The sequence below is a fragment of the Catalinimonas alkaloidigena genome (assembly GCF_029504655.1).
In the GTDB taxonomy this organism is placed as follows: Bacteria; Bacteroidota; Bacteroidia; order Cytophagales; family Cyclobacteriaceae; genus Catalinimonas; species Catalinimonas alkaloidigena.
The window spans coordinates 6,161,770-6,183,785 of sequence record NZ_JAQFIL010000001.1; the positions used below are offsets into that span (position 1 = coordinate 6,161,770).

Genomic DNA, 22,016 nt, shown 5'->3' on the forward strand with positions numbered 1-22,016 from the left:
GAGTAGCAGATCTGGCAGATTTTTGAAATCTGTCAGATCTATTTACCATGAAGTCATTCGCCCTAAATACCAGCATACGTGTAGCGCTGCTACTGATCACCATGATAGGCTTTGCCTTTATCTTGGGCAGAGCTGATTTGTTATTCAACCATATTATTCTGGGGGCACTACTCATCATACAGGTATACGAACTCATCCGTTATGTCAACCTTACTAATCGTGAATTGGCTAAGCTTTTACTTTCTATCCGCAATAGTGATTTCACCATCAGTTTCAGCAGCCAAAAGGGAGGCAGGCAGTTTCGTGAATTGAACGATGCCTTCAAAGAGATCATTGAAGCTTATAAGCAGGTGAAGATAGAGAAGGAAGCACAGTTTGAATACCTTAAGCTGATCGTCAAGCATATCAAAATCGGTATCATTTCTATCAGAGGAGATGAGGAGATAGCACTGATCAACCAGCCGGCGCTGGACATGCTGCAAACCGGCCGCTATCACTACTGGCGTAATCTAATGCTCAGCCATCCACGTTTTGTGGAGGAAGTAGAACAGCTCCGGGAAAATGAAAGTAAGCTGATTGAAATCCCCGTCAAAGGTGAAAACAAGCGCCTCTCAGTGCATGTTAGTTCTGCCATTCTGCTGAAACAACCTTATAAGATCATCACCTTTCAGGATATAGAAAAAGAGATTAACCAGAGTGAGATTGATGCCTGGCACAAGCTCATCCGCATTCTCACCCATGAGATCATGAATTCCGTCACGCCCATTTCCTCTTTAACTGAAACCATGCTGATGCTACTGGAGAATCCCGAAGGACAGCTGAAAACACCCGGCCAGGTAGATGAGAGCTTGCTGGAAGACCTGGCTTTTTCGCTGCGCACCATACAAAAGCGGAGTGATGGACTCATGGGCTTTGTGGAAGACTACCGTAAGCTTGCCAGAATACCCCAACCTCAAAAAGAAATTTTTCAGGTAAAAGAACTCTTTGAAACCATCCACCGACTCATGCGTGCCGAATTGCAAAAGCAGGGGGTTCAACTAGACACTAGCGTCTTTCCTGCTAATCTACACCTTAGTGCCGACAGGAAGCAGGTAGAACAAATACTGATTAACCTGCTCTCCAACAGCATTCAGGCTTTGGAGCATGCCAAAAATCCTGAGGTGAGCCTGAAGGCCTACGAAGAACTGACCCAAATTATAGTAGAAGTAACTGATAATGGATTTGGCATAGAAGAAGACAAGCTTGACCAGATATTCGTCCCTTTCTTTTCTACCAAAGAGAAAGGTTCCGGCATTGGCCTCAGCCTTTCACGCAATATTATGAACATGCATGGAGGCACCATCAAAGCCAGCTCAAACAGAAATGAGCAAACTACTTTTTCTCTGTTTTTTCCCAAAACTTCTGAAATAATACCTGCTACTTCCGACAACTGATAACCAAATAGACTTATGTCCCTAATCCGAATGCTGTTTCTGTTCCTGATCATTTCGCCCCTATGTGCACAGGAGCAGCTTGACAATCCTTTCTTTGTCTTTAACAATGGCCTAAAAGATGCACAGTATGACAGTCCGGAAGCACAGGTACAACTGCTGCTGGACAATGGGTATGATGGTATGGAAAAAGAAGGACTGGAGAACTTTGAGGAGGTGTTAAATGAATTACATGAGAATGATCTCAAGCTCTTTACCATTTACATCAATGTGAATCTGGATAATCCTGAGCAGCCCTATGATCCGCGCTTGGAGGAAGTATTTCAAAAAATTCAAGGCACAGGCGCTATGCCCTGGCTGTACGTTACCGGTAAGCAACATCCCTCCTCTTCTCCTGAATACGACCAAATTGCCATACCCATTTTACAGCAGATTGCCGATATGGCACAACAGTACGGCACCAAAGTGATGCTCTATCCGCATATGTATTACTGGGTAGAGTGCATAGAAGATGCCATGCGGGTAGCAGCCAAAGTAGATCGTCCTAACCTGGGCTATACCTTTAACCTGTGTCATTTTCTGGCGCATAAAAACCGGGAAGGAGTAGACCCTGTGCAGGCTTACCCTCTTTTGGCCAAACAGTCCATGCCCAGGCTTTTTGCCATTAGTGTCAATGGAGCGGATATACATGCTTCTGATCCCGATAACATCTGGCAATCTTATATTCAACCGCTGGGAGAAGGTAATTTTGATACCTACCAGTTTGTAAAAACTTTTGTTGATTTAGGTTTTAATGGTCCTGTGGGATTGCAATGCTATAACATTAAAGAAGACAAAGCTGTACATCTCCAGAAGTCTATGCAGAGCTGGAGGAAATATCAGCAAAGGATGTCTTCTTCACGTTAGCCTATTGTTAACCTAGACTTAAAGAGGCAATAGGAAATATTATTGCCTAATTCCGTATTTTAACAATAAATTTCAACCTTATGCAAAAGGAAAGGTCTGTAGACCAAACCATCAACAAAGTATTCGGACTGTTTGATAAATACGGTCATGATGAGTATGGAGAATCAATCACTCAGCTGGAACACGCGGTGCAGAGCGCCCAACTCGCTTCCAGAGAAGGATATGAGGACGAAGTTATCCTGGCAGCTTTATTCCATGACATCGGACACCTGGCAGCTAACGAAAAGGAGGACAAAAGCTTTATGGGTGATTACGGAGCAATGAGCCATGATAAGATCGGTGGAGATTATCTCCGGCACTTAGGCTTTTCTGAACGTATGGCGCAGCTGGTAGAAAACCATGTGCAAGCCAAAAGATATCTGACTTTTAAAGAAGCAGATTATTACAACAAGCTTTCCGAAGCCAGCAAGCAAACATTGGAATACCAGGGAGGTAGAATGAATGCTGAGGAAGCAGCAGCTTTTGAGCAGGATGATCTGTTTAAACTGAGTCTGCGTATGAGGCACTGGGATGAAAAAGCAAAAGAAATTGGTATGCCTACTCCTGATCTTGCTCCTTATCAGGACATATGCAGGCAATATTTGATGAAAAAAAATACACAAGTGTAGCGATTTTGCGTTCACAGTGTGTAATGTGTGGGGAAAAAGATTCTACACTTTTTATTCCTCAATAAGCATATACCCCTTTAAAAATCCTTTTTCAGCCTATTTAAAGGTAGTGGTACGATTTTTTCACTTTATCTAGCAGGTAATTTTAGAAAAGGAGGATTTATGAAATTCATGCAATTTTTTTTCTTGGTGAGTGTGGTGTCCATCACCGGCTTTGTGTTGGTCTGAAGATAAGATCACCGCCTCAGATTTTTACCAGAATTATCTGCATAGCGATGCGCAAGTGATTGAAAAAGATGCGGAACTTAAGCCTATCAACGCATCTGAATTACCTTCTAAAGTGATGGAAAGCTTTGCGAATAGTCCTTTTGGGAAGCATACTATTTCACAAGTGTACCTCATTCCTGCAAAAGAAACTTCTGACCTGATCTCGCAGATCGTGAGCTACTCATTGCAGGACACTTCTGAAGAAACTTATTTATTGTCGCTGAAGGGCAAAGAAGTTGAAACACAATTGCGCTTCAGCAAAAGTGGAAAGCTGATTCACGTTATTTCAGCCTAGTAAGATTTTACCAAAACCAAACCTGCGGACTTTTGTCCGCTTTTTTTATGTCCTATCGTGTAGCCTCTGTCATCAGCTGGCTAAACCTGTTCATCACTTCTGTCATATAGCTTCCGGTATAAGGGCCAAACCAGTTCATTTCCCTGGCTTCCCGATGCTTCTCACCATAGTGGCTGTCGGGAATCACATAGCCAATGTAGCTGCCATTAAAACTTGTGACGATCAACTGTGCCTCTTCCGCACTCAATTGCTCATACAGCATACCTGAATAGTCCGCTGGCGTTCCCATCATTAGAATATTCCCCAGCTTTATTCCACTGATCTGAGGGTAAAGTTCTCCCAATACCGCATTAAAAAGCCATGAACGCACACTCCAGTTATCATTAAGCTTAAGCTGAGGCTTTCCCAGGTGAAATGGAATATCCGCATAAATCAGCTGCGCTGTAAACTCAGTTTCTATACTATCCACATTTTGTATTAGAGGCTGGGCCAGTTGCTGTGCGTAAGCATGCATTTTTTCATAGGTGAACTCTCCTTTCCGTATTGGGCTATGGCTTCCTACTGCCCCGGCAGCATAGGCGACAAAATCTATGGCAGTATTCTGTTCCAGTATTTCTACCAAAGCAGATGGATAATCAGCTGACAGATCCATGCGCTTGCTGTTAAGAAAAGTCGCATGAGCGGCATAAGTACAAATCAGAGCGGTATTACCTCCTTCCTGCTCCAGCTTTATTACTCTCAGATACGGATCTATCTCTCCTCCTTTCACTAATCGGTTACGCACCAACTCAGGAACAGCAAACGCTTCATACCCTACTTTTACAGGACTACGGCTAGCATATGCTTCCTGTATGGCATCAAGGGTTTGCTTCACGATATAGTCTACCAATGCTGAATTATATCCTCCGGCAGTCAGCTTTCCTCCAAAGCCCCGGGCCCATTCCCCAAAACCATTGTGGGTATGCACAGCGGTAAAATACAGATGTTGAACAGGGAACTGTGCCGTATCTACCGCATAGCGTATGGCATCGGCCAGATCAGGATGCACAATCATCAGTTCATAAGTGAGCCAGGCTACCGTTTCCTGCTGACTGGAAAATACCACTGCCCGTACATGCAGAGAATCATGCACCCTTTCATACTCCCCTTTCCAGCCATAGCCCATCAGGCTGACCGGCTCCCTAGGAGTAATATTTTTTGCACTCCAGCCAGCCTGAACTGTATCGGCTTGGGTTCCTTCAGAAGAGGCCAGTGCATTCTTCAGGCTATCCAGCGCGCCCAGTGTAGCCTTATAATAGGCTTGCTCCTGATAGGGAGAGTCATCAATGGGGGCTATACTTATCATCAATATGGCCCCCAAGAGGATCAAGAAGATCAGTAGGAGGCGGACAACTTTCTTCAGCACATTCAATCTATTCAGTCGGGACTTAAGTGTTTCTTAAAACTAACAACTTAACTGGATTATGTCATCATATAAGATAATTCGTCGTGAAAAGGGCCTCACAAATATCAGTTTTTCATAACCCTAGCAGTACGAAGCTGTTGTAACTAGGTGAACATTTTTTTGATCAGAACGATCTTTTACACTTGATATAAAATTGATTATGAAAACCAAAACAATAAACGCTGCTGCCGCTGGTACTTTTAGCTTAGGTAGCGATATCACTATCAACCGACTAGGCTATGGAGCCATGCGCATTACCGGAGAAGGTATCTGGGGCCCTCCTAAAGATAAAGCTGAGGCTATACGAGTGCTTAAAGCCACCCAGGATTTAGACATCAACTTCATAGATACCGCCGACAGTTATGGCCCCTACGTATCAGAAGAGCTGATTGCCGAAGCGCTTCATCCCTACCCTGAAAGTTTGCTGATCGCTACCAAAGGAGGTTTGGAACGCGGCGGACCCAACCAGTGGTCGGTCAACGGACGTCCTGAGCATCTTGAAGAAGCCCTGAAGGGCAGTTTGAAACGCCTGAAGGCAGAGCGCATTGACTTATATCAACTACACCGCTTTGACGAAAAAGTACCTGCTGATGAATTTCTGGGAAAGCTAAAGGAGCTTCAGGGACAGGGATATATTCGCCATCTTGGCCTCTCTGAGGCAAGTGTAGATCAGATCAAACAGGCGCAGGAATATTTTGAGGTCGTCAGTGTGCAGAACAAGTTTAGCCTGACCGATCGTAAGTGGCAGGATGAAGTAGAATGGACACAAGCACAGGACATAGGTTTCATCCCCTGGTATCCGCTGGATTCGGGAGCAGTAGACAATGATACGCTCCAGTCTATCGCCAAGAAGCATGATGCTTCGGTATACCAGATTGCGCTGGCATGGTTGCTGGCTCACAGCGACAATATTTTACCCATCCCCGGTACCAGTTCGGTAGAACACCTAAAAGATAATACCGGAGCCGCGCACATTAAGCTTGAGCAGGATGATATGAAGCAGTTAAACGACTTGGCTTGAAAGCCATCATAAACCAGCACATAAGCAAAGAGGCTTGATGAAATTTCATCAAGCCTCTCTTTATTAAACCAGCTATTAAACATTATTTCAAATAATAAATTCCGGACGGTCGCCGTGCGATTGAAGATTTGCAAACCACTAACTATAGGCTTTTAATAAGTTTTTAACCTATAATCTTCAAGCTGTAACCCTATTAATACCCGGGGTTTTGCGGTCTGAGATTAGGGTTTACATCAAGGTCAGTTTGTAGCAACGGCATAAGATAATCACGGTTAGGATCAAAATTTGGGTGTGGTTCTAATGAACCGGGTTCAGTAAATACCTCTTCACCCAATCTCCTACGCTTGATGTCATACCACCTTTTATACTCAAAAGACAATTCAAGACGCCTTTCTTCCAGTACCAAATCAATAAAATCATCCTTAGTCAAACCCAAAGAAACATCTTCGGGAAAGCTGGTCATTTCTCCCTCCCAGTTTCTTGCTCTGGCTCGTATTTGATTTACATAACCAACGGCTTCAGCATTAGGTCCACTGACTTCCGCCAGAGCTTCCGCGGCAATTAACAGGACCTCCGCATAACGCATGGCTGAATAATTATTGTCTGAGTCTCTGGTATCGCCACTAGCAGTACCTGGAAAACGGTTATACTTGGCGATGTGAGGCCTTTGTGTATTATCAAATTCAGTATAAGGCACCAAAACCGAACTCTCAAAAGTAGAGTCTTCAAAACTTACTTCCTTACGGTAATCGCGATCATCCCAGGTATTATACACCTCCATAGAAGGGACCAGTACACTCCATCCTACCTTGTCACTTCCCCTGATTCCTGTCATAGGCCCCATGATGTCATCATCAGCACCATCTGAGCCATCTTGCAATCCCAAAAAATCAATGGCGAATATGTGCTCCTGGAGATTATCTGCTATTTCTGCTCTGAACAGATCCTGATAGTCAGCTTCAAGTGCATACCCAAATCTGTCTTTATTATCAATCACCCACTTAGCTTCGTCATACGCACTTTGGTAATCTTCCAGGGTAAGGTAAACTGAGGCCAGATAAGATGCCGCCGTCCCTTTTGTTGCTCTGGATCTTATTCCTCCGTCCTGGGTGTCAGGCAGCCATTCTTTAGCGAATTCCAGATCTTCAATGATTCCGGTATATACATCAGAAGCCGGTGTCTTTGAAATATCCTGAACAACATCAGGGTCAGTAATAAAAAAATCAATATAAGGGATATCACCAAATACCCTTACCAAATGATAATAACTGAAAGCCCTGATGAATCTGGCTTCGGCGATCAGAGGATTAATTTCACTTTCTGATACGTCCAGGGTTTCTGCACCGGCAATGGCAGCATTGGCAGCACCAATAGTCTGGTACCAGTAGGGCCAGAATCTGCTCACCATGCCATTATTAGAGTCCATATTAAAATCATTGACCTGTTGCCTTTCTGCTGGGGTCCCCCGGTCTCCAATATCTACCATATCACCTCTGAGCATGAGGGCAGATACAAATTGTCTTCCATAAAGACGCTCGGTTGATATCCATCCATAGGCACCAAAGATGGCTATTTCTACATCCCCGGGAGTACTAAAAAGTGTTTCAGGCGATAGCAGCCCTACCGGTTTTTCCTCCAGATCAGCACAGCCACTAAAGCTGATGATCAGAGCAACAATCAAAGTTTTATTAAAAAGAGTTTTCATAATTCAATGCTTATTTGCTTAAAAACCAATATTTAACCCCACTGTATAAGACTTGGCGTTGGGATAACTTCCGTAATCCAAGCCAAGGTTACGATTCCCGTTTTGCTCACCTGCGGTTCCATAGTTTACTTCCGGGTCATATCCGGGATAATCAGTAATGGTAAAAATGTTCTGTGCGCTCACATATACCCTTAGCTTGCTGATATTTAAGCTTTCCAACAGGCTTGCTGGCAAAGTATAGCCTAATGCGAGATTTTTCAGGCGCACATAACTGCCATCGTAAATCCAGCGGGTAGAAACTCGACGGGTACGACCATTAAATGCTTTAGGCACATCCGTATTGGTATTGCTGGGTGTCCAGCGGTTCAAGGCCTCAGTAGTAGCATTATTGATACCGGACATCAGATTGAGCTCCATCAGCGTATAGCTTAGGATATCATTGCCCTGAGAACCCTGAAAGAAAATATTCAGGTCAAAGTTTTTCCATTTAAAATCATTATTGAACCCCCAGATAAAATCGGGATGAGGGTTACCAATAATGGCTCTGTCATCACTGTTAAGCGTACCATCAGGTGTTTCCGTCAGATTGCCTTGTTCATCCCGGCTGGCGATATCCCTGAATTTCTCTCCTCCGGCTTCCTGCTCAAATCCCCCGCCTTCCAGAAAATCATCACCTTCCTGATATACACCATCATAGATCCATCCGTAGTATGTTCCTACCGAGTATCCTTCGCGCAAAATTTGGGTATCACCCAGTCCTACCATATGCCCTGGGCCTGAGCCATAAAATATATCATTACCATCAGGCAAAGAAAGCACTTCATTACGGTTGGCTGAGATGTTGAAGTTAGTCGTCCATTGGAATTCTCCGGTCAGGTTCCTTGAAGAAATCATGGCTTCCCATCCTTTATTTTCAACTTTTCCCAGGTTTCTTAACTGTTCCGGATAACCCGAATACTGAGGCAAACGAACATCAAAAAGCAGGTCAGTAGTTACCATGCGGTAATAATCTACGGTCAGATTGATCCTGTCATCCAGGAACCCAATGTCGGCTCCTATGTCAAGCTGTGCGGTAGTTTCCCAGCTTAGGTTTTCATTGGCAACCTCGGTGGGTCGGGCGGCATTGACTGCCTGTCCTCCGATTACCGAGTACACGCTGGAAAACCTGGCAAGTGTCTGATAGGGAGATATTGCCTGATTACCTGTCAAACCATAGCTTACACGCCATTTCCAGAAACTCAGCCAGTTAACATCATCCATAAACTGCTCTTCTTTCATATTCCAGGCAAATGCCCCCGAAGGAAAAAATGCCCACTTATTGTTTTTACTAAAGTTAGATGCACCATCATAACGGGCGTTGAAAGTAAGCAGGTAACGATCTAATAATGAATAGTTTAAGCGACCATAGTAAGACTCTATCTGCCATTCTGTGAGTCCGGAGTATGGTGCCTGGTACACTGAAGCTGACCCAAGCCCCCAGAATGAGAAGGAGTCATTAATAAAAGACTGGCTCCTGCCCGCCCAGCCTTCAGAAGAAGAAGACTGAAAAGAATATCCTGCCATCACTGATAGGTTATGCATTTGCCCGAACGATTTGCTATAAGTCAAATAGTTTTCATTCAACAGCAAGGTGTTCTTGCTTCCATCTACACGTGCATCACCTCCTCCGGCATTTCTACCTTCCTGAAGTGTGGTTGGTGAATATCTTCCTCTTCTGCCGCTGTTGGTAGTAGCCCCAAAAGTTGTTCTGAACTTGAGGTTTTTGAAAATATCATATTCAGCATAAATATTAGCCTGAAAGCGGTCATTGATAGACTCATCCTGTAATTGGGTAGCGATCGCATAAGGATTGTCAATTGGGTCATTCAGGCGTGCAATGGTAAAGGTGCCATCTGGATTATATATGTTTCTGTCTGGCTCAAATTTGAAAGTAGATGAAACCACTCCGGGGGTTAACCCACCAGATCCTTCCTGCGTCCTGACACCATCCGTAGTATTTCTTTGTGCAAATAGGTTGACACCCAGATTAAATCTTTCTGAAGCGTTGATGTCGACATTACTGGTCAGCGAAAAACGGTCAAAGGCTGAATTAATAATAACGCCTTTCTGGTCAAAGTAAGAACCGGATACGTAATAGTTAACCGCCTCATTACCACCGGAAACTGATAGTTGGTAATTCTGAATGGCGCCAGTTCGGAAAATTTCATCCTGCCAATCCGTTTCACCTTCACCTGCAGCAATGCTCGGCCTTGCCTCCTGTATATAATCAGTAAATTGATCGGCATTCAAAAGATCCAGCCGGTTAATTTCATTCTGGGCAGAGTATGAAGTATTAAAATCAATTTTGACATCACCTGATTTACCACGTTTGGTGGTAACCATGATCACTCCGTTAGCTCCCCGAGAACCATAGATCGCAGTAGCTGAGGCGTCTTTCAATACCTCAATTGATTCAATATCTTCTGGTGGAGGGAGCGCTGCCCCTACAAAACCATCTACAACATAAATAGGATCGCTGCTGGCGTTGATGGAAGTACCACCACGAATTCTTACTTTTAAATCTGCACCCGGGGCACCATTATTAGATTGAATGTTTACTCCGGCCGCGCGTCCCTGTAGTGCCTGCACTGTTCCCTGAGCGGGATAAGCGGTAAGTTCTTCAGATTTTACGGAAGATACAGAGCCGGTAAGGTCACTTTTTTTCACCGTACCGTAACCTACCACCACTACTTCCGATAGGGATTGAATATCAGGAGATAGTGCCAGATTAATGGTACTCCTGCCATTGATGGTCACTTCCTCAGTACTATAACCTATTGATGAAAAAACCAAAGTAGTAACATCGTCGGCTACCGTAAGCCTGTAGTTGCCATCCAGGTCAGAAACAGTACCAGTAGTTGTATTTTTAGCCAGAATATTGACGCCTGGTAGCGCTTCACCGCTTTCCAGATCAGTAACTTTTCCACTAATGCTCTGCTCGTACTGTTGAATGAGAATACGCTTCATCTCCTGACCCTTGACCTTGTTCAGTACCAGCTGGTGATTTGCCTCCGGTACTGATAAACTTTGGGGAAGTAGTTTCTGAGGCTGCGCTGTAGTTTGAGGGACAATGATAAAGTTATCTCCTTCAAACTCTTCAAAATTGAGCTTATAGTCATCCAACACCTCACGCATCTTGGCAGATAACTTCTCCTTCTGCGTTTGAAGCAGATCATCTACTTTTTTACGGTTTACAAATTTGTTATCCAGCACATCAGACTCATAGTTGACTGATATCCTGAATTTCTTTTCCAGCAGATTACATAGCTCGTACAAAGCTACCTGCTTTTCATCCTGAATGTATACAGGGCTTGCAGTAGGCTGATTTGCTGTCTGTATACTGGCAGTCATGTTTTGTGCCAGTGCCGGACTACATACTAGTGCCATTCCCACTAAGCAAAAAATGCTTATTCGGAAACAGGCTTTTAGATTGAGTACATCCTTGTTCATAAAAAAAAATTTAGATTGAATCTATATGATTTAGTGACCCATTCGGATCGTATTGCCTTCTTGCCGGACCGGCACCTGGTAGATCGCACTAAGCATTTGCAGTAGTGCCGACATATCATCTTTGGGTGGTGAACCACTAAACTTTCTGTCTTTGAGCGAAGCTTCAGTGATTTCTACTTCCAGCCCGTAATATTCAGTAATGGATTTTGCCACTTCCTCTAATGGAGTATCCCGAAAAGACCAGCGTTGCTCTGTCCAGGTAGTATATTCATCCACTTTCACTTTGCTGATGGCAATCTTTTGGTTTGCCAGGAGGCGAGCATGTTCACCGGGCCGCATCACTACTTCTTCTGCTGTCTCTACTGCGCTGAGTAGCTTTATTTTTCCTTCCCTAAGGGTAACTTCAGTCTGCCCATCCCGATTTCTCACGTTGAATTCGGTTCCCAGCACTTCTACATTCAATTGGGTAGCGTGTACTACAAACTTTCTTTTCTTCGCGGAAGCGTCTTCATTTATGATTTCCTGCTTACTTACCTTGAAAAGTGCCTCTCCTTCCAGCCAGACCTCACGATCCTCCTGCTTCTCCCAATCCCTGGGATAGCGGAGCAAGGAGTTGGCATTGAGGGTAACTTCGGAGCTATCCGGAAGTATGATGGATTTGGTTTCGCCATAAGCGGTGGTCACAGTATTATAAGTATCCTGAAATACGCTTAGCAGAAAGTAGGTGAAGACAGTCAGGACCACAATAGCAGCAGCATAACGCATGTATAGGAGAGCAGGGCTGTGCGATGCGGATGAACTTACCGGCTGCACGTCATCTTCTCCGATGGAAGCAGCAATGCGTGCCTGAAGTACACGCTTCTCGGTACCGGAAAGTGATGCTTTATGAAACGAAAGAGAAAGAAGGATGCTTCGAGCTTCTTCCACTATCTCCTGCCGCTTGACATCAGTACCCATCCAGGCTTGCCAGTAGGAATCTAAGTCCGGAGAAGGATGCCTGATCCAATCTACGAATGCATCATCGGAGAGTAGCTGATCCAGTAAGGAGTCATCCAAATTCATTGGTAGTTTCGGTTGTTGTATTAGTTTCACTTACTAAGAGACATACCAATAGAAAACCTTCCCTACCAAGAGGAAAAAATTTTTAACTTTTACAGAACGTTCATTATTTGAACGCAATAAATGTAAAGTCGCTAAATAATAAGGGGGTTTATTAAATGAATCAACAACACAAAAGAGTGTACAGCTTTTTCGTGGAGTAAAAGTTTGAGCGATTTCAGTGCTTTGGTCATCAGCTTGTAGAGTGACTCAACGCTTATTCCCATAATTCCGGAAATTTCTTCATAGCTGAAGTTATCGTAATATTTCAGGAAGACTACTTCTCTCTGGCGAGCCGACAATTGTTTGATAGCGCTTTTCAGAAGAGACGATTTTTGAGAACGCTCCTGCTGAAATATGAGAACGCTTTCATGAGAGCCTGTTGAGAAAAGCTCAAACATGGATTCGTCACAAAAGGACTCCAGATTTCTTTTTTTCAGGGTGCGCAGCATTTTTCTGCGTAGAGAAGCATAGAGGTAAAACTGTATGGATTGCACCTTAGCCAGATGAATTCTCTTCTCCCAAAGATTGACAAAAAGATCGTGCAGGCAATCCTTAACAAGTTCGCGATCGGCATGTATTTTATACCCGTAGTTATATAGCTCATCTACATACTCCTGATAGATCTGGAAGTAGGCCTGCTTACTTCCTTTACAAAATGCCTCCCACAAAAGATCAGTTTGATGAATAGGCTTCAAATATGTATTTCGCTGTTCAGACATTGCTTCTCCCTTATTCCACTTTTCTTAATAATACTCGCATTAATTTTAATTTTTTCAAAACGTATGCATTATTAATCCCTTAAAGTAGATAAAATTAACCAGGAAGGTTCATTCCATGCACTTTTTAGCCAAAAAACATCACCCACTATGGTTTAAAGAACTATTTCAAAAAAGCTCCTAACAACTGCCAAGGCTATTTTAACAAATGCACGCTCACAGCCAGTGGTTGATTTGTGAGTAATTTAAGGATGCATAGAATCAGCGACTATACTGTGTCTCCTGCTTTGCTTTTCTTCGGGCCAGCCTTCCATAGACAGCTACCACCAGAAAGCAGAAAAGTGGTACCAGATAGGCAAGGTGTATACTACCTGTAATGTCAGATACCTGACCTTGCACTGAAGTAATCACTGCACCTCCCAGGATCGCCATGATCAGTCCTGACCCTCCTACTTTGGTATCATCACCCAGACCTCTCACTGCCAGGCCGTAGATGGTAGGAAACATCAATGACATACAGCCTGAAATTCCTACCAGCGCATATACGCCTACATAACCGTTTCCTATCACAACAATGAGTGTACAGGCTACTGCCAGGATAGAAAGCAGCGCCAGCAGGTTACCGGGTTTGATTACCTTCATCAGGGCTGTGCAGATAAAACGGCTGACGGTAAATAATACCAGGGCAGCCAGATAGTAAGATGCAGCTTCATCTTCATCTACCTGCAGTTCAAGCATTACATAGCGTATGGTATAAGACCAGACGCCAATTTGCGCCCCCACATAAAAAAACTGGGCGATCACCCCCCACACATAGTTTGGGTTTTTAATCAATCGCTTAAAAGTTGGCCCCAGATTCAAGCTTTCATCTGCGTCTGAAGCCTTCGGCATTTTTACAATGGCAATGGTCAGCCAGAGTGCTAACAAAAGAACGGCCACGCCCACATAAGGCCCCATCACTGCTGCAAGTTCTTCTGCCTGTATGTTCTTCAATTCATCGGGAGTCATGCCGGCCCTTACTTCAGCACTGGCAGCATTCAGTTTAGAAAGGATAAACACTTTACTCAGTAATACTCCTATAATAGAACCTATCGGATTAAAGGACTGCGCCAGATTTAGTCTACGCGTACCTGTGTCTTCCGGCCCCATGGCGATGATGTAAGGGTTAGCAGAAGTTTCAAGAATAGATAAACCGCCTGCCAGGATGAATAGAGAAGCCAGAAAATGGCCATATACCATCGTCTGACTTGCCGGGTAAAATAAAAGAGAACCGGCAATAAACATTCCCAGCCCTAAAAGCACTCCTGTCTTATAGGTAAACTTCTTGATCAGAATCGCCGCCGGCAGTGCAAGACAAAAGTAAGAACCATAAAAGGCAATCTGTATCCAGCTGGTCTGGAAATCTGACATGCTCATGATCTTCTTGAAAGCTGCCAATAAAGTATCGGTCATATTATTGGCCAGTCCCCACATCAGAAACAAGCTCGTAATTAAGATAAAGGGAAGAAGGGGAGTTTTAGAGGGATTGCTCATTCGGTTTTTGTATTAGCTAAAGTATTCTTTCAAATTTAAGATTTATATGAATTATGTCAGCATAATCAAAAAGCAAATAGATAAATTTATCCCAGCATCACTACATCAATCTTTACCGATGCTTGACTCTATCTTTCTTTCCTACACTGTCCGGGAGCTTAATATTACAGCGAAGCCATTACTTTAATCACTCCCGATTCAGGTTCAAGCCAAGTATTTAACTGATTTTTCCTTTCTTCAAAGCTGACTTGCCTCTGCTGATAAATATCAGGCTGATCGGTAGGGAACCGCTTATACTCATCGGTTAGGTCTGATGCGGATATATGCTTTGCTGATTCCAAATCCAGGGCTTAAGTTATTCATTTAAAAATGATATTACTATGCTTTATTTTCATGTTTTTGTCCAAACTGGCAATAGTCAAAACTAGTACGAAAGTAAACTGAATTATTTGCTGTAAATAGTTGAAGACTATTTCATACTTCATCGGATTTATACCCTTTGCGAATAACTAAGTATGAAGATTTATTTACATTAAACTAAAAACTGGTTTCAGTCTTCAAGACTGAAATCATGAATGAGGGCAAAGTCTGAGACTTTGCTTCATTTGTCCACTTCAGTTAGAAACTGAAGCGAGTATCTTGCTACAAAGCAATGATTTAAACTAATAGTGTCACCTTACTTATCTCCTCTAACCTTCGATCATTAAAGATAAAGCACAAAAAAAAGGTGCAGCTTTTCACTACACCTGGGGCAATAAACTCTAAAAGTTTATTGAGGAAGCCACATCTAGCGTGTTTTACATCTCACACGGTAACAGCTGCCTTTCATCAATATCACGATTTAATCATTCTTGATCTGGATAATGATCGGTTCCACTGCTTCGGTCGCATTGCCTGCCAGATCGGCTGGAAGGTTATTGATCGATACAGAAGCCAACTCATTGGCACCATCTTCCGGCTCAAACACGTATGTCCAGGTAATACCGTCCTGGGTAATCATATTTGCATCGGTAACATAGGCAGCATCAGTAGTAATCCCATTGACAGATACCTTTACGGTGTCAGAAGTGCTGAGCGCTTCACTAAAGACTGCTGACAAGGTCACCGCCATGTCATCGCTAACCGGCGTTTGTGAGGCCATAAGTTCGCCGGTGGCTGAGGTATTATCTACCTTGTATACATCAAAGGTCATGACGGTATCCATCGTTACAGAACCGTAGAATTCGGTAGATACGGCTTGCACTACGCTGACCTGATCAATGCCATCCCCCGTGCCGGCGGTATAGGCTACCTGAAAAGTACGGTCATCCACCTTTTCTACCGCACCGAGGGTACCGCCTGCCAGTTTATCTACCTCTACCATACTGACTTCGGGAGCGCTGGCAATATCCTGGTCAAAAGAAATTAGCACGTTAGCAGTCTCACCTTCAGATAATACTACTCCACTATCCAGCGCTATGCTAGCCTCCGGCGCAGAAGTAAGCACATCTACTGCCTTAGTACCGTTAATTCCGCGAGCAGCTACGCTGATTTCGCCACCTCCGGCGGCGGTAAATGTAACTGTAACCACCGGAGTGTCCTCACCACTGGTCACAGTTGCCCCTGCGGGTACCGTCCAGCTATAAGTTTCATTTTCGTAACGATCAGTGATATAGGTAGCGGTGTCACCGGGAGATACTTCTTCAGGACCCAATATGGTTAGTTCAGTAGGTTCATAAACCGTCACTTCATCATCTTCACAAGAAGAGATAAGTAATACTACTAGGCATAGCATACTTAAAGTTACTTTAATGGACAAGCATGTTTTCATTGGTTATTGTTATAGAGTAAGAAATATTATTTTGATTGTTTTCCCACAAATATATAAACATAAACCGCTTAATTGACTAAAAAATACTTATTCATGCGTTGATTTATTTGTTTTTTGGTACATCATCCAATGTGAAAATATCTTTTAAAAAAATCATAATAATTACAATAGCTTGTAATTCAATGATTAATTATATGAGAATATGTGAGCAATGCATACATATTACTTTGAATATTTTCTCATTGAAATATAATTATATCTATTTTGTGAAATTTGCATATCTACCTGAACTTCATCTCTGGCAAGCTATTCCCTAACCAAAAGCAGTGATAGCCGAGCGATTTTCTTGAAAAAGTGGGAGTTAAGTACATAAAAACATGAAGCATCACTGAAATTTTAATACTTTAAGGTTTTAAAAACGAACTGACTAATGAAAAACAACCTACTAAACTGCCTATGCTTTTTCATTGCTTTTACGGCAATGGCCCAAACCAAGTCTCTCCAAAAATCCCCACCCCTTACTGAAGCGTCTCCTGCCAGCGTAGATATGTCGGCCGAACGCCTGCAAAGAATAGACGCTATGTGCCAGGAAGCCATTGAAGAGGGGCAGGTGCCGGGCATTGTAGCTCTGGTAGCCCGTAAGGGAAAGATTGTCTACCACAAGGCTTTTGGCCATGCCAATATTGCTACTGATAAAGCGATGGAAAAGGATGCGATCTTCCGCATTGCTTCCCAGAGTAAAGCCATTACCTCTACGGCCGTGATGATGTTATGGGAAGAAGGGCATTTCCAGCTGGATGATCCTGTCTCCAAGTACATCCCTGAATTCAAAAACCCTCAGTTGCTGAAAAACTTTCGGTATAGTGATACGACTTATACCACTGAACCTGCTGAGCGGGAGATCACCATACGTCATCTGCTCACCCACACTTCCGGCCTGGGTTATGGCATGATAGACGGCGACGAGCGCTTTAAGATGATGTACCAGAAAGCGGGCGTCACGGACTTGTTTACTACCGAAGACATTACCATAGAGGAAAGCGTAAAACGACTGGCCCAGCTTCCGCTTCATCATAATCCGGGGGATGCCTATACTTACAGCGAAGGGCTGGATGTATTAGGCTATTTCATTGAAGTAATCTCCGGAATGCCTTTTGACGAGTTTTTACAGGAGCGTCTTTTTGATCTGCTGGGCATGGATGATACTGGTTTTTATCTGCCTGATAGCAAAGCCGACCGCCTTGTAGCAGTACAGCACAAAGTGGATGGAGCGTGGGAACCTTTGCCTGTCACTTTTTACGATCCTGAATATCCCATCAAAGGAGCTAAGACTTTCTTCTCCGGTGGTGCCGGTCTATCCAGTACGGCCAGAGATTACGCCACCTTCTTACAGATGTATATTAATGGAGGCGAGCTAAACGGCACACGCTTCCTGAGCCGCACCACTATCCAATCTATGATGGCCAACCAGATCGGTGACCTGTGGGAAGGTACTGGTCGCCATTATGGCCTTGCTTTCGGTGTACTTAATAAAGAAGGAGAAGCAATGGGAGGCCGAGGTAGCAGTGGCACTTTTGACTGGGGCGGCTATTTCAACACCCAATATTTCGCTGATCCGGTAGAAGACATCATCGGCATCATCATGAAGCAAACCCGCGGGCCTGTGGATGACCAGACAGGCTGGAAATTCCGACTGCTGGTAGGTCAGGCCGTGGATAACTAAAACTTACGACAAGCCTTTTATGAAAGCCTTACTTATTAGCTGTTGTCTTACACTCTGTTTTAATTCATCTGAAACCCTAACGGTAAGCTGACTATTCATAAAGTCATTTCAGACAGCATAACGCACCAGATTATTTCAAGCGGTAAGACAGCTGGTAAATAGCAGGCTTTTCCCAATACCTGTTGTTTGTAGCATGGTGATATTGGGGCTGCCTTTTACGCAGGTCATAATATCAGGATGGCAGATCTACTATCTTCTCTTCGGTTATTGTTCCGCATGATGTTTCACGAAATTCAATACGTTTTTTGCGGAAAAAAAAGGGCGCCACAGCAAAATATTTTTAGCTTCATATTCAATAAAATATTTTTTACTCAGTTAAGGATGCTTTTTTATGGCTTTGACGTATACTTTCTGAAAAATGGCTACGCCTTATGCTCACTGACGTATTACTGATTGTCGTTTCTTTGATTTTACTTTACTTCGGGGCAAGCTGGCTGGTAAACGGCGCCAGTGCTTTAGCGACTCGTTTAGGCGTAACACCCCTGATCATTGGTCTGACAGTAGTTGCTTTCGGTACCAGTACCCCTGAACTTATCGTCAGCATACAGGCTGCCTTGCAGGGAAATGGTGGTATATCTATCGGGAATGTGGTAGGTTCCAACATTTTTAACATAGGCGTGATTTTGGGAGTTTCCGCGCTTTGTTATCCCATTAAAGTCAAAGCAGAAGTACTCCGCCTGGATGTGCCGGTGATGTTGCTGACAGCCCTGCTATTCTTTGTTTTCTTTTTGAACTACGAACTGAGCCGCCTGGAAGGAATGGTATTGCTGATCGGCAGCATAGGCTATACTTTGTTTAATGTCCGTAAAGCCCGGCAGGCAAATGCTGAAGTACAGGAAGAATTTCAGGAAGCCATGCCTAAAACTTCCCGGCACTGGGCCATAGAAGTACTCTTCATATTGCTGGGCCTGGGCGTATTGATCTTTGGCTCAGATCTGCTGGTCAATCATGCTGTCAGCCTGGCCAAACGTTTTCAGGTCAGCGATGTAGTGATTGGCCTGACCATCGTGGCAGCAGGTACAAGTATGCCGGAACTGGCGACTTCGGTAGTGGCAGCCATCAAAAAGCAGTCGGATATCGCTTTGGGAAATGTGGTTGGTTCTAATATTTATAATATTCTGATCATTCTGGGAGTCTCTACCCTGATTACCCCCATCAAAGCGCCGGACATTGCCCTGGTGGATAGCCTGGTGATGGTAGGCATTTCTGTTCTTTTGATCCCCCTGGTCAAAACAGGATTTATCCTGAAACGCTGGGAAGGGGCACTCTTGCTAGGCGTATATGGGGCTTATCTGTTCTATCTTTTGGCAGTTTAAGTGTTGATAAAATCTAAGCCGTATCTCATCTGCTGGCGTTTAGCTTTGGTGTAACGTGTGCCTTGCTGTAGCGTTTTTTACTACACTTTTATATCAAAATTGCTGCATAGAAAGCTGTAGTGAACTTGCTGTAGGTAAGTGGAGAGAGCGTTATCTGTTCTAAAATGTTTGTTTATACTGTAATCTAATAGATAGAAGAACTAGAAATTTTCCAATCGTTATATCGTGAAGGCGTGCATTTCAGCTTAGTCGTTGCCCAAATGAATGTCATAATTCGTACAATCATATTAGGTGCTACTCCCCCTGTGTCAACTAAAATAGAAACAGGTTTTTCAAGAGTAGTTGTTAAGATATCAATAGAATAATATCCTTGATCAGAAATTCCAGAAACATATAATGAATCAATACTAGGAAGATCAACTCTGTGAATCATTGAGTTGAGAATATTCATTTCACTTTGATCTAAAGAACATATACTGAAGAGTGTATCCTCGTTTTGGGTTAACTCGCTAAAATATACTTCACCATTATCATTAAGTTGAATCTTAAATATCTCTGTTTCACCAGGATACGAATTTTTTGTAAGAGTTATTGATTTAATAATATTTTGTTCAACAGGAGGTCTTCTATAAAAAATTACTTCTGTAGAATCTTCGTTGAAAACAGTGCTTTTCAACACTAAAGAATCACGATAATAACCTGTTATAAAATAATTAACCCATAAGGAATCCGATTCACTCTCAATATCATATAGTTGAATTTTATCGTCCGTAAATTTCCAATTTGAGAATAGATAAAAACTCAATGGTAAAACAACCGAATCTTTAAACAATAAAAATTCTTCTTCATTTTTACTTGACCACTCGCCAATTAAATCTTTCTTATTAATCTCAATTGTATTGTCAGTGGTTTTTTCGGTACATGAAATGGTGAAAAATATGATTATAAACGAAACAACAAATATGCGACTCATATAAAAATTTGTAATCATCTTTATACCCACTGGTTAAAAACCTTGCCATTTTCTTCAAAGATTTTCACATCTTCCTCAGACCAGACTGATACCTCTTTGATTTTCTCTCCCGCCGGACCGCCTCTGCCTGACTCATAGATGATACTTTTTTCTGAAGTTAGCCATCACTTCGGCATGAGGTTTCCCCTGGCCTTGCTCCAGTTGTGCTAAACCTTCTTCTATGGCAGCTTTCTCGGCTTCAGATAAAGTATCCCATGGTTTGGCCTCAGGATTGGCAAGATGTGTAATCATGCCATACAGCTTTTGTAGCTCACTTTCTGGTAGTTGATCTACCATTCTAAAGATGTCTAGTTTTAATTCTGCTACGCCCATAACGCATTGCTTTTCTCAAAGAGAACGATTTTCCAGTCTTATAGATTCTAGGAAAAGTCTGATAAATAATTTGAGGCTCAGAAGATCTACCAAATTTTAGAAATTTGGCAGATCTATCCTTATTATTTTGAATTATCAAACACAATCTAGTCCTAGTGTTAAAAAATTATTATTGCTTTTTAACAAATACGGGCAGATATAAATCGTAAAAATCTACACCAAATTTAAATCCATCACCTAATACCATAGAGTGTATTCTTGACTTAATAAACTGATCCAAATTAAGAACAACTTCTTCTTCAGAGGAACAGCTCGTTTTTGTCTCAATGTATTCTACACTTCCATTTTTATATAATCTGAACCCAAGAAAAAGCTTACATTCTTTCTTAAAAGAAAAACTTTCTTTTACATCCAAAATCAGCTTCTCAATACTTGGATAGATTAACATTTTAACCTCACCTTCAATCTCAGACTCAAGACTATGTTTTATAATAGATACTGAATCAGCCCTATAGGCGTCTACTTGCCCAATTACTGAATTCCACATAAAAAGGTTAATTATTAATAATGCTATTGGCTTTGACATTATAGAGTATTTAGCTCTTGGTGATTTGCTAGTGAGTTAAGATAACTGAGACATTAACATATCCTCACTGTGTTTACTTTACAGAACATTTTTTATACCAAAACTGCTCCATAAAAAAACTCTAACAGTAGAATCCACCCTCTCAAACCAAAAACAAAAGCATGTAGACTGCTTCATCCACGCAGAATGAAGCTTCATCCCTTTTCACTTGTCGGATAAGGCTGGAAAGAGCATTCCTAGGCTTATTGTACTGTATTTGAAGTCAGAATTTTGCACTACAGGGGAGTGAAGGAGGGTAAAGGAGCCTCAAAGTGAACTGAGAGGTTTTGTAAAGGCGTTTTATTCCGTCAAAGACGACAACATTTCTTCGTAAGCTGCTTAAATAGCTCATGAAGTGCTTTACAATTTGATGTCATGCGCATTCTGAACAATAAATGCTCTTTACATTTTATGGTAATCCGTTTTATCGCAATAAAAGCGCTTTACATTTCTTCGTAATGCGGATTATCGCAATAAATGCACATTACAAAATATTGTAAGCTGCTTCTTAAGCGATAAAAGTGCGCTACAAAATGATGTAAAGCACTTTGACGCAATATCT

At 42.7% G+C, this 22,016-nt stretch carries 18 protein-coding genes; 7 read left to right on the top strand and 11 right to left on the bottom strand.

Going from position 1 to position 22,016, the window contains the following annotated elements; genetic code table 11:
- The first annotated feature begins 47 nt into the window (after nucleotides 1–47).
- The 4 genes from OKW21_RS24945 (at nucleotide 48) to OKW21_RS24960 (ending at nucleotide 3,566) form a co-directional block, all read left to right on the top strand.
- Nucleotides 48–1,433 carry a sensor histidine kinase gene (locus OKW21_RS24945; RefSeq protein WP_277484895.1) on the top strand — a complete coding sequence of 462 codons (1,386 nt, stop codon included), beginning with the start codon at nucleotides 48–50 and terminating at the stop codon, nucleotides 1,431–1,433.
- 15 nt (nucleotides 1,434–1,448) lie between these two features.
- Complete coding sequence (locus OKW21_RS24950) at nucleotides 1,449–2,336, top strand: sugar phosphate isomerase/epimerase family protein (RefSeq protein WP_277484897.1); 888 nt, start codon at nucleotides 1,449–1,451, stop codon at nucleotides 2,334–2,336.
- Between the two features lie 80 nt (nucleotides 2,337–2,416).
- Entirely contained in the window at nucleotides 2,417–3,004 is a 588-nt protein-coding gene (locus OKW21_RS24955; protein ID WP_277484899.1) for an HD domain-containing protein, read from the top strand.
- Between the two features lie 214 nt (nucleotides 3,005–3,218).
- Nucleotides 3,219–3,566 (top strand): hypothetical protein, encoded by a 348-nt coding sequence (locus tag OKW21_RS24960; protein ID WP_277484902.1) that lies wholly within the window; start codon nucleotides 3,219–3,221, stop codon nucleotides 3,564–3,566.
- A 52-nt stretch (nucleotides 3,567–3,618) separates the two neighbouring features.
- Here the strand turns inward: OKW21_RS24960 and OKW21_RS24965 are convergent, their stop codons facing one another.
- Nucleotides 3,619–4,971, bottom strand: coding sequence for a neutral/alkaline non-lysosomal ceramidase N-terminal domain-containing protein (locus OKW21_RS24965; RefSeq protein WP_277484904.1), 1,353 nt, complete (start codon nucleotides 4,969–4,971; stop codon nucleotides 3,619–3,621).
- Between the two features lie 199 nt (nucleotides 4,972–5,170).
- Between OKW21_RS24965 and OKW21_RS24970 the strand changes: the two genes are divergently transcribed.
- Nucleotides 5,171–6,031 carry an aldo/keto reductase gene (locus OKW21_RS24970; RefSeq protein WP_277484906.1) on the top strand — a complete coding sequence of 287 codons (861 nt, stop codon included), beginning with the start codon at nucleotides 5,171–5,173 and terminating at the stop codon, nucleotides 6,029–6,031.
- A 193-nt stretch (nucleotides 6,032–6,224) separates the two neighbouring features.
- Here the strand turns inward: OKW21_RS24970 and OKW21_RS24975 are convergent, their stop codons facing one another.
- The 7 genes from OKW21_RS24975 to OKW21_RS25005 form a co-directional block, all read right to left on the bottom strand.
- Nucleotides 6,225–7,736, bottom strand: a complete 1,512-nt coding sequence (locus OKW21_RS24975) for a RagB/SusD family nutrient uptake outer membrane protein (RefSeq protein WP_277484908.1) — start codon at nucleotides 7,734–7,736, stop codon at nucleotides 6,225–6,227.
- 18 nt (nucleotides 7,737–7,754) lie between these two features.
- Nucleotides 7,755–11,162 carry a SusC/RagA family TonB-linked outer membrane protein gene (locus OKW21_RS24980; protein ID WP_277484912.1) on the bottom strand — a complete coding sequence of 1,136 codons (3,408 nt, stop codon included), beginning with the start codon at nucleotides 11,160–11,162 and terminating at the stop codon, nucleotides 7,755–7,757.
- A gap of 93 nt (nucleotides 11,163–11,255) precedes the next feature.
- Complete coding sequence (locus OKW21_RS24985) at nucleotides 11,256–12,287, bottom strand: FecR family protein (RefSeq protein ID WP_277484916.1); 1,032 nt, start codon at nucleotides 12,285–12,287, stop codon at nucleotides 11,256–11,258.
- A gap of 131 nt (nucleotides 12,288–12,418) precedes the next feature.
- The gene (locus OKW21_RS24990) at nucleotides 12,419–13,045 is read right to left on the bottom strand and encodes an RNA polymerase sigma factor (RefSeq protein ID WP_277484918.1); all 627 of its coding nucleotides are present in this window, start codon (nucleotides 13,043–13,045) and stop codon (nucleotides 12,419–12,421) included.
- 258 nt (nucleotides 13,046–13,303) lie between these two features.
- Nucleotides 13,304–14,575: an L-fucose:H+ symporter permease gene (fucP, locus tag OKW21_RS24995; protein WP_277484920.1), complete on the bottom strand. Its 1,272-nt coding sequence runs from the start codon at nucleotides 14,573–14,575 to the stop codon at nucleotides 13,304–13,306.
- Between the two features lie 164 nt (nucleotides 14,576–14,739).
- Nucleotides 14,740–14,916, bottom strand: a complete 177-nt coding sequence (locus tag OKW21_RS25000) for a hypothetical protein (protein WP_277484921.1) — start codon at nucleotides 14,914–14,916, stop codon at nucleotides 14,740–14,742.
- A gap of 500 nt (nucleotides 14,917–15,416) precedes the next feature.
- A complete protein-coding gene (locus OKW21_RS25005) occupies nucleotides 15,417–16,349 on the bottom strand; it encodes a hypothetical protein (protein WP_277484923.1) in 933 nt (310 codons plus the stop codon).
- A gap of 466 nt (nucleotides 16,350–16,815) precedes the next feature.
- On the opposite strand from OKW21_RS25005, the gene OKW21_RS25010 reads away from it, so the two are divergent.
- Together OKW21_RS25010 and OKW21_RS25015 are read left to right on the top strand one after the other, a co-directional pair.
- Nucleotides 16,816–18,108: a serine hydrolase domain-containing protein gene (locus OKW21_RS25010; protein ID WP_277484928.1), complete on the top strand. Its 1,293-nt coding sequence runs from the start codon at nucleotides 16,816–16,818 to the stop codon at nucleotides 18,106–18,108.
- A 431-nt stretch (nucleotides 18,109–18,539) separates the two neighbouring features.
- Nucleotides 18,540–19,484: a calcium/sodium antiporter gene (locus OKW21_RS25015; protein ID WP_277484930.1), complete on the top strand. Its 945-nt coding sequence runs from the start codon at nucleotides 18,540–18,542 to the stop codon at nucleotides 19,482–19,484.
- A 184-nt stretch (nucleotides 19,485–19,668) separates the two neighbouring features.
- Here the strand turns inward: OKW21_RS25015 and OKW21_RS25020 are convergent, their stop codons facing one another.
- The 3 genes from OKW21_RS25020 to OKW21_RS25030 form a co-directional block, all read right to left on the bottom strand.
- Entirely contained in the window at nucleotides 19,669–20,475 is an 807-nt protein-coding gene (locus OKW21_RS25020) for a hypothetical protein (protein ID WP_277484932.1), read from the bottom strand.
- A 114-nt stretch (nucleotides 20,476–20,589) separates the two neighbouring features.
- Nucleotides 20,590–20,829, bottom strand: coding sequence for a hypothetical protein (locus OKW21_RS25025; protein ID WP_277484934.1), 240 nt, complete (start codon nucleotides 20,827–20,829; stop codon nucleotides 20,590–20,592).
- Between the two features lie 169 nt (nucleotides 20,830–20,998).
- The gene (locus OKW21_RS25030; RefSeq protein WP_277484936.1) at nucleotides 20,999–21,415 is read right to left on the bottom strand and encodes a hypothetical protein; all 417 of its coding nucleotides are present in this window, start codon (nucleotides 21,413–21,415) and stop codon (nucleotides 20,999–21,001) included.
- Nucleotides 21,416–22,016: the final 601 nt, after the last annotated feature.

Excerpts from the sequence above, each read along its gene's own strand:
- OKW21_RS24945 (WP_277484895.1), top strand. The coding sequence starts at position 48 with ATGAAGTCATTCGCCCTAAATACCAGCATACGTGTAGCGCTGCTACTG.
- OKW21_RS24990 (WP_277484918.1), bottom strand. The coding sequence starts at position 13,045 with ATGTCTGAACAGCGAAATACATATTTGAAGCCTATTCATCAAACTGAT.
- OKW21_RS25005 (WP_277484923.1), bottom strand. The coding sequence starts at position 16,349 with ATGCTATGCCTAGTAGTATTACTTATCTCTTCTTGTGAAGATGATGAA.
- OKW21_RS24970 (WP_277484906.1), top strand. The coding sequence starts at position 5,171 with ATGAAAACCAAAACAATAAACGCTGCTGCCGCTGGTACTTTTAGCTTA.
- OKW21_RS25025 (WP_277484934.1), bottom strand. The coding sequence starts at position 20,829 with ATGGGCGTAGCAGAATTAAAACTAGACATCTTTAGAATGGTAGATCAA.
- OKW21_RS25030 (WP_277484936.1), bottom strand. The coding sequence starts at position 21,415 with ATGTCAAAGCCAATAGCATTATTAATAATTAACCTTTTTATGTGGAAT.
- fucP (WP_277484920.1), bottom strand. The coding sequence starts at position 14,575 with ATGAGCAATCCCTCTAAAACTCCCCTTCTTCCCTTTATCTTAATTACG.
- OKW21_RS25015 (WP_277484930.1), top strand. The coding sequence starts at position 18,540 with ATGCTCACTGACGTATTACTGATTGTCGTTTCTTTGATTTTACTTTAC.
- OKW21_RS25010 (WP_277484928.1), top strand. The coding sequence starts at position 16,816 with ATGAAAAACAACCTACTAAACTGCCTATGCTTTTTCATTGCTTTTACG.
- OKW21_RS25020 (WP_277484932.1), bottom strand. The coding sequence starts at position 20,475 with ATGATTACAAATTTTTATATGAGTCGCATATTTGTTGTTTCGTTTATA.
- OKW21_RS24950 (WP_277484897.1), top strand. The coding sequence starts at position 1,449 with ATGTCCCTAATCCGAATGCTGTTTCTGTTCCTGATCATTTCGCCCCTA.
- OKW21_RS24975 (WP_277484908.1), bottom strand. The coding sequence starts at position 7,736 with ATGAAAACTCTTTTTAATAAAACTTTGATTGTTGCTCTGATCATCAGC.
- OKW21_RS24980 (WP_277484912.1), bottom strand. The coding sequence starts at position 11,162 with ATGGCACTAGTATGTAGTCCGGCACTGGCACAAAACATGACTGCCAGT.
- OKW21_RS24985 (WP_277484916.1), bottom strand. The coding sequence starts at position 12,287 with ATGAATTTGGATGACTCCTTACTGGATCAGCTACTCTCCGATGATGCA.
- OKW21_RS24955 (WP_277484899.1), top strand. The coding sequence starts at position 2,417 with ATGCAAAAGGAAAGGTCTGTAGACCAAACCATCAACAAAGTATTCGGA.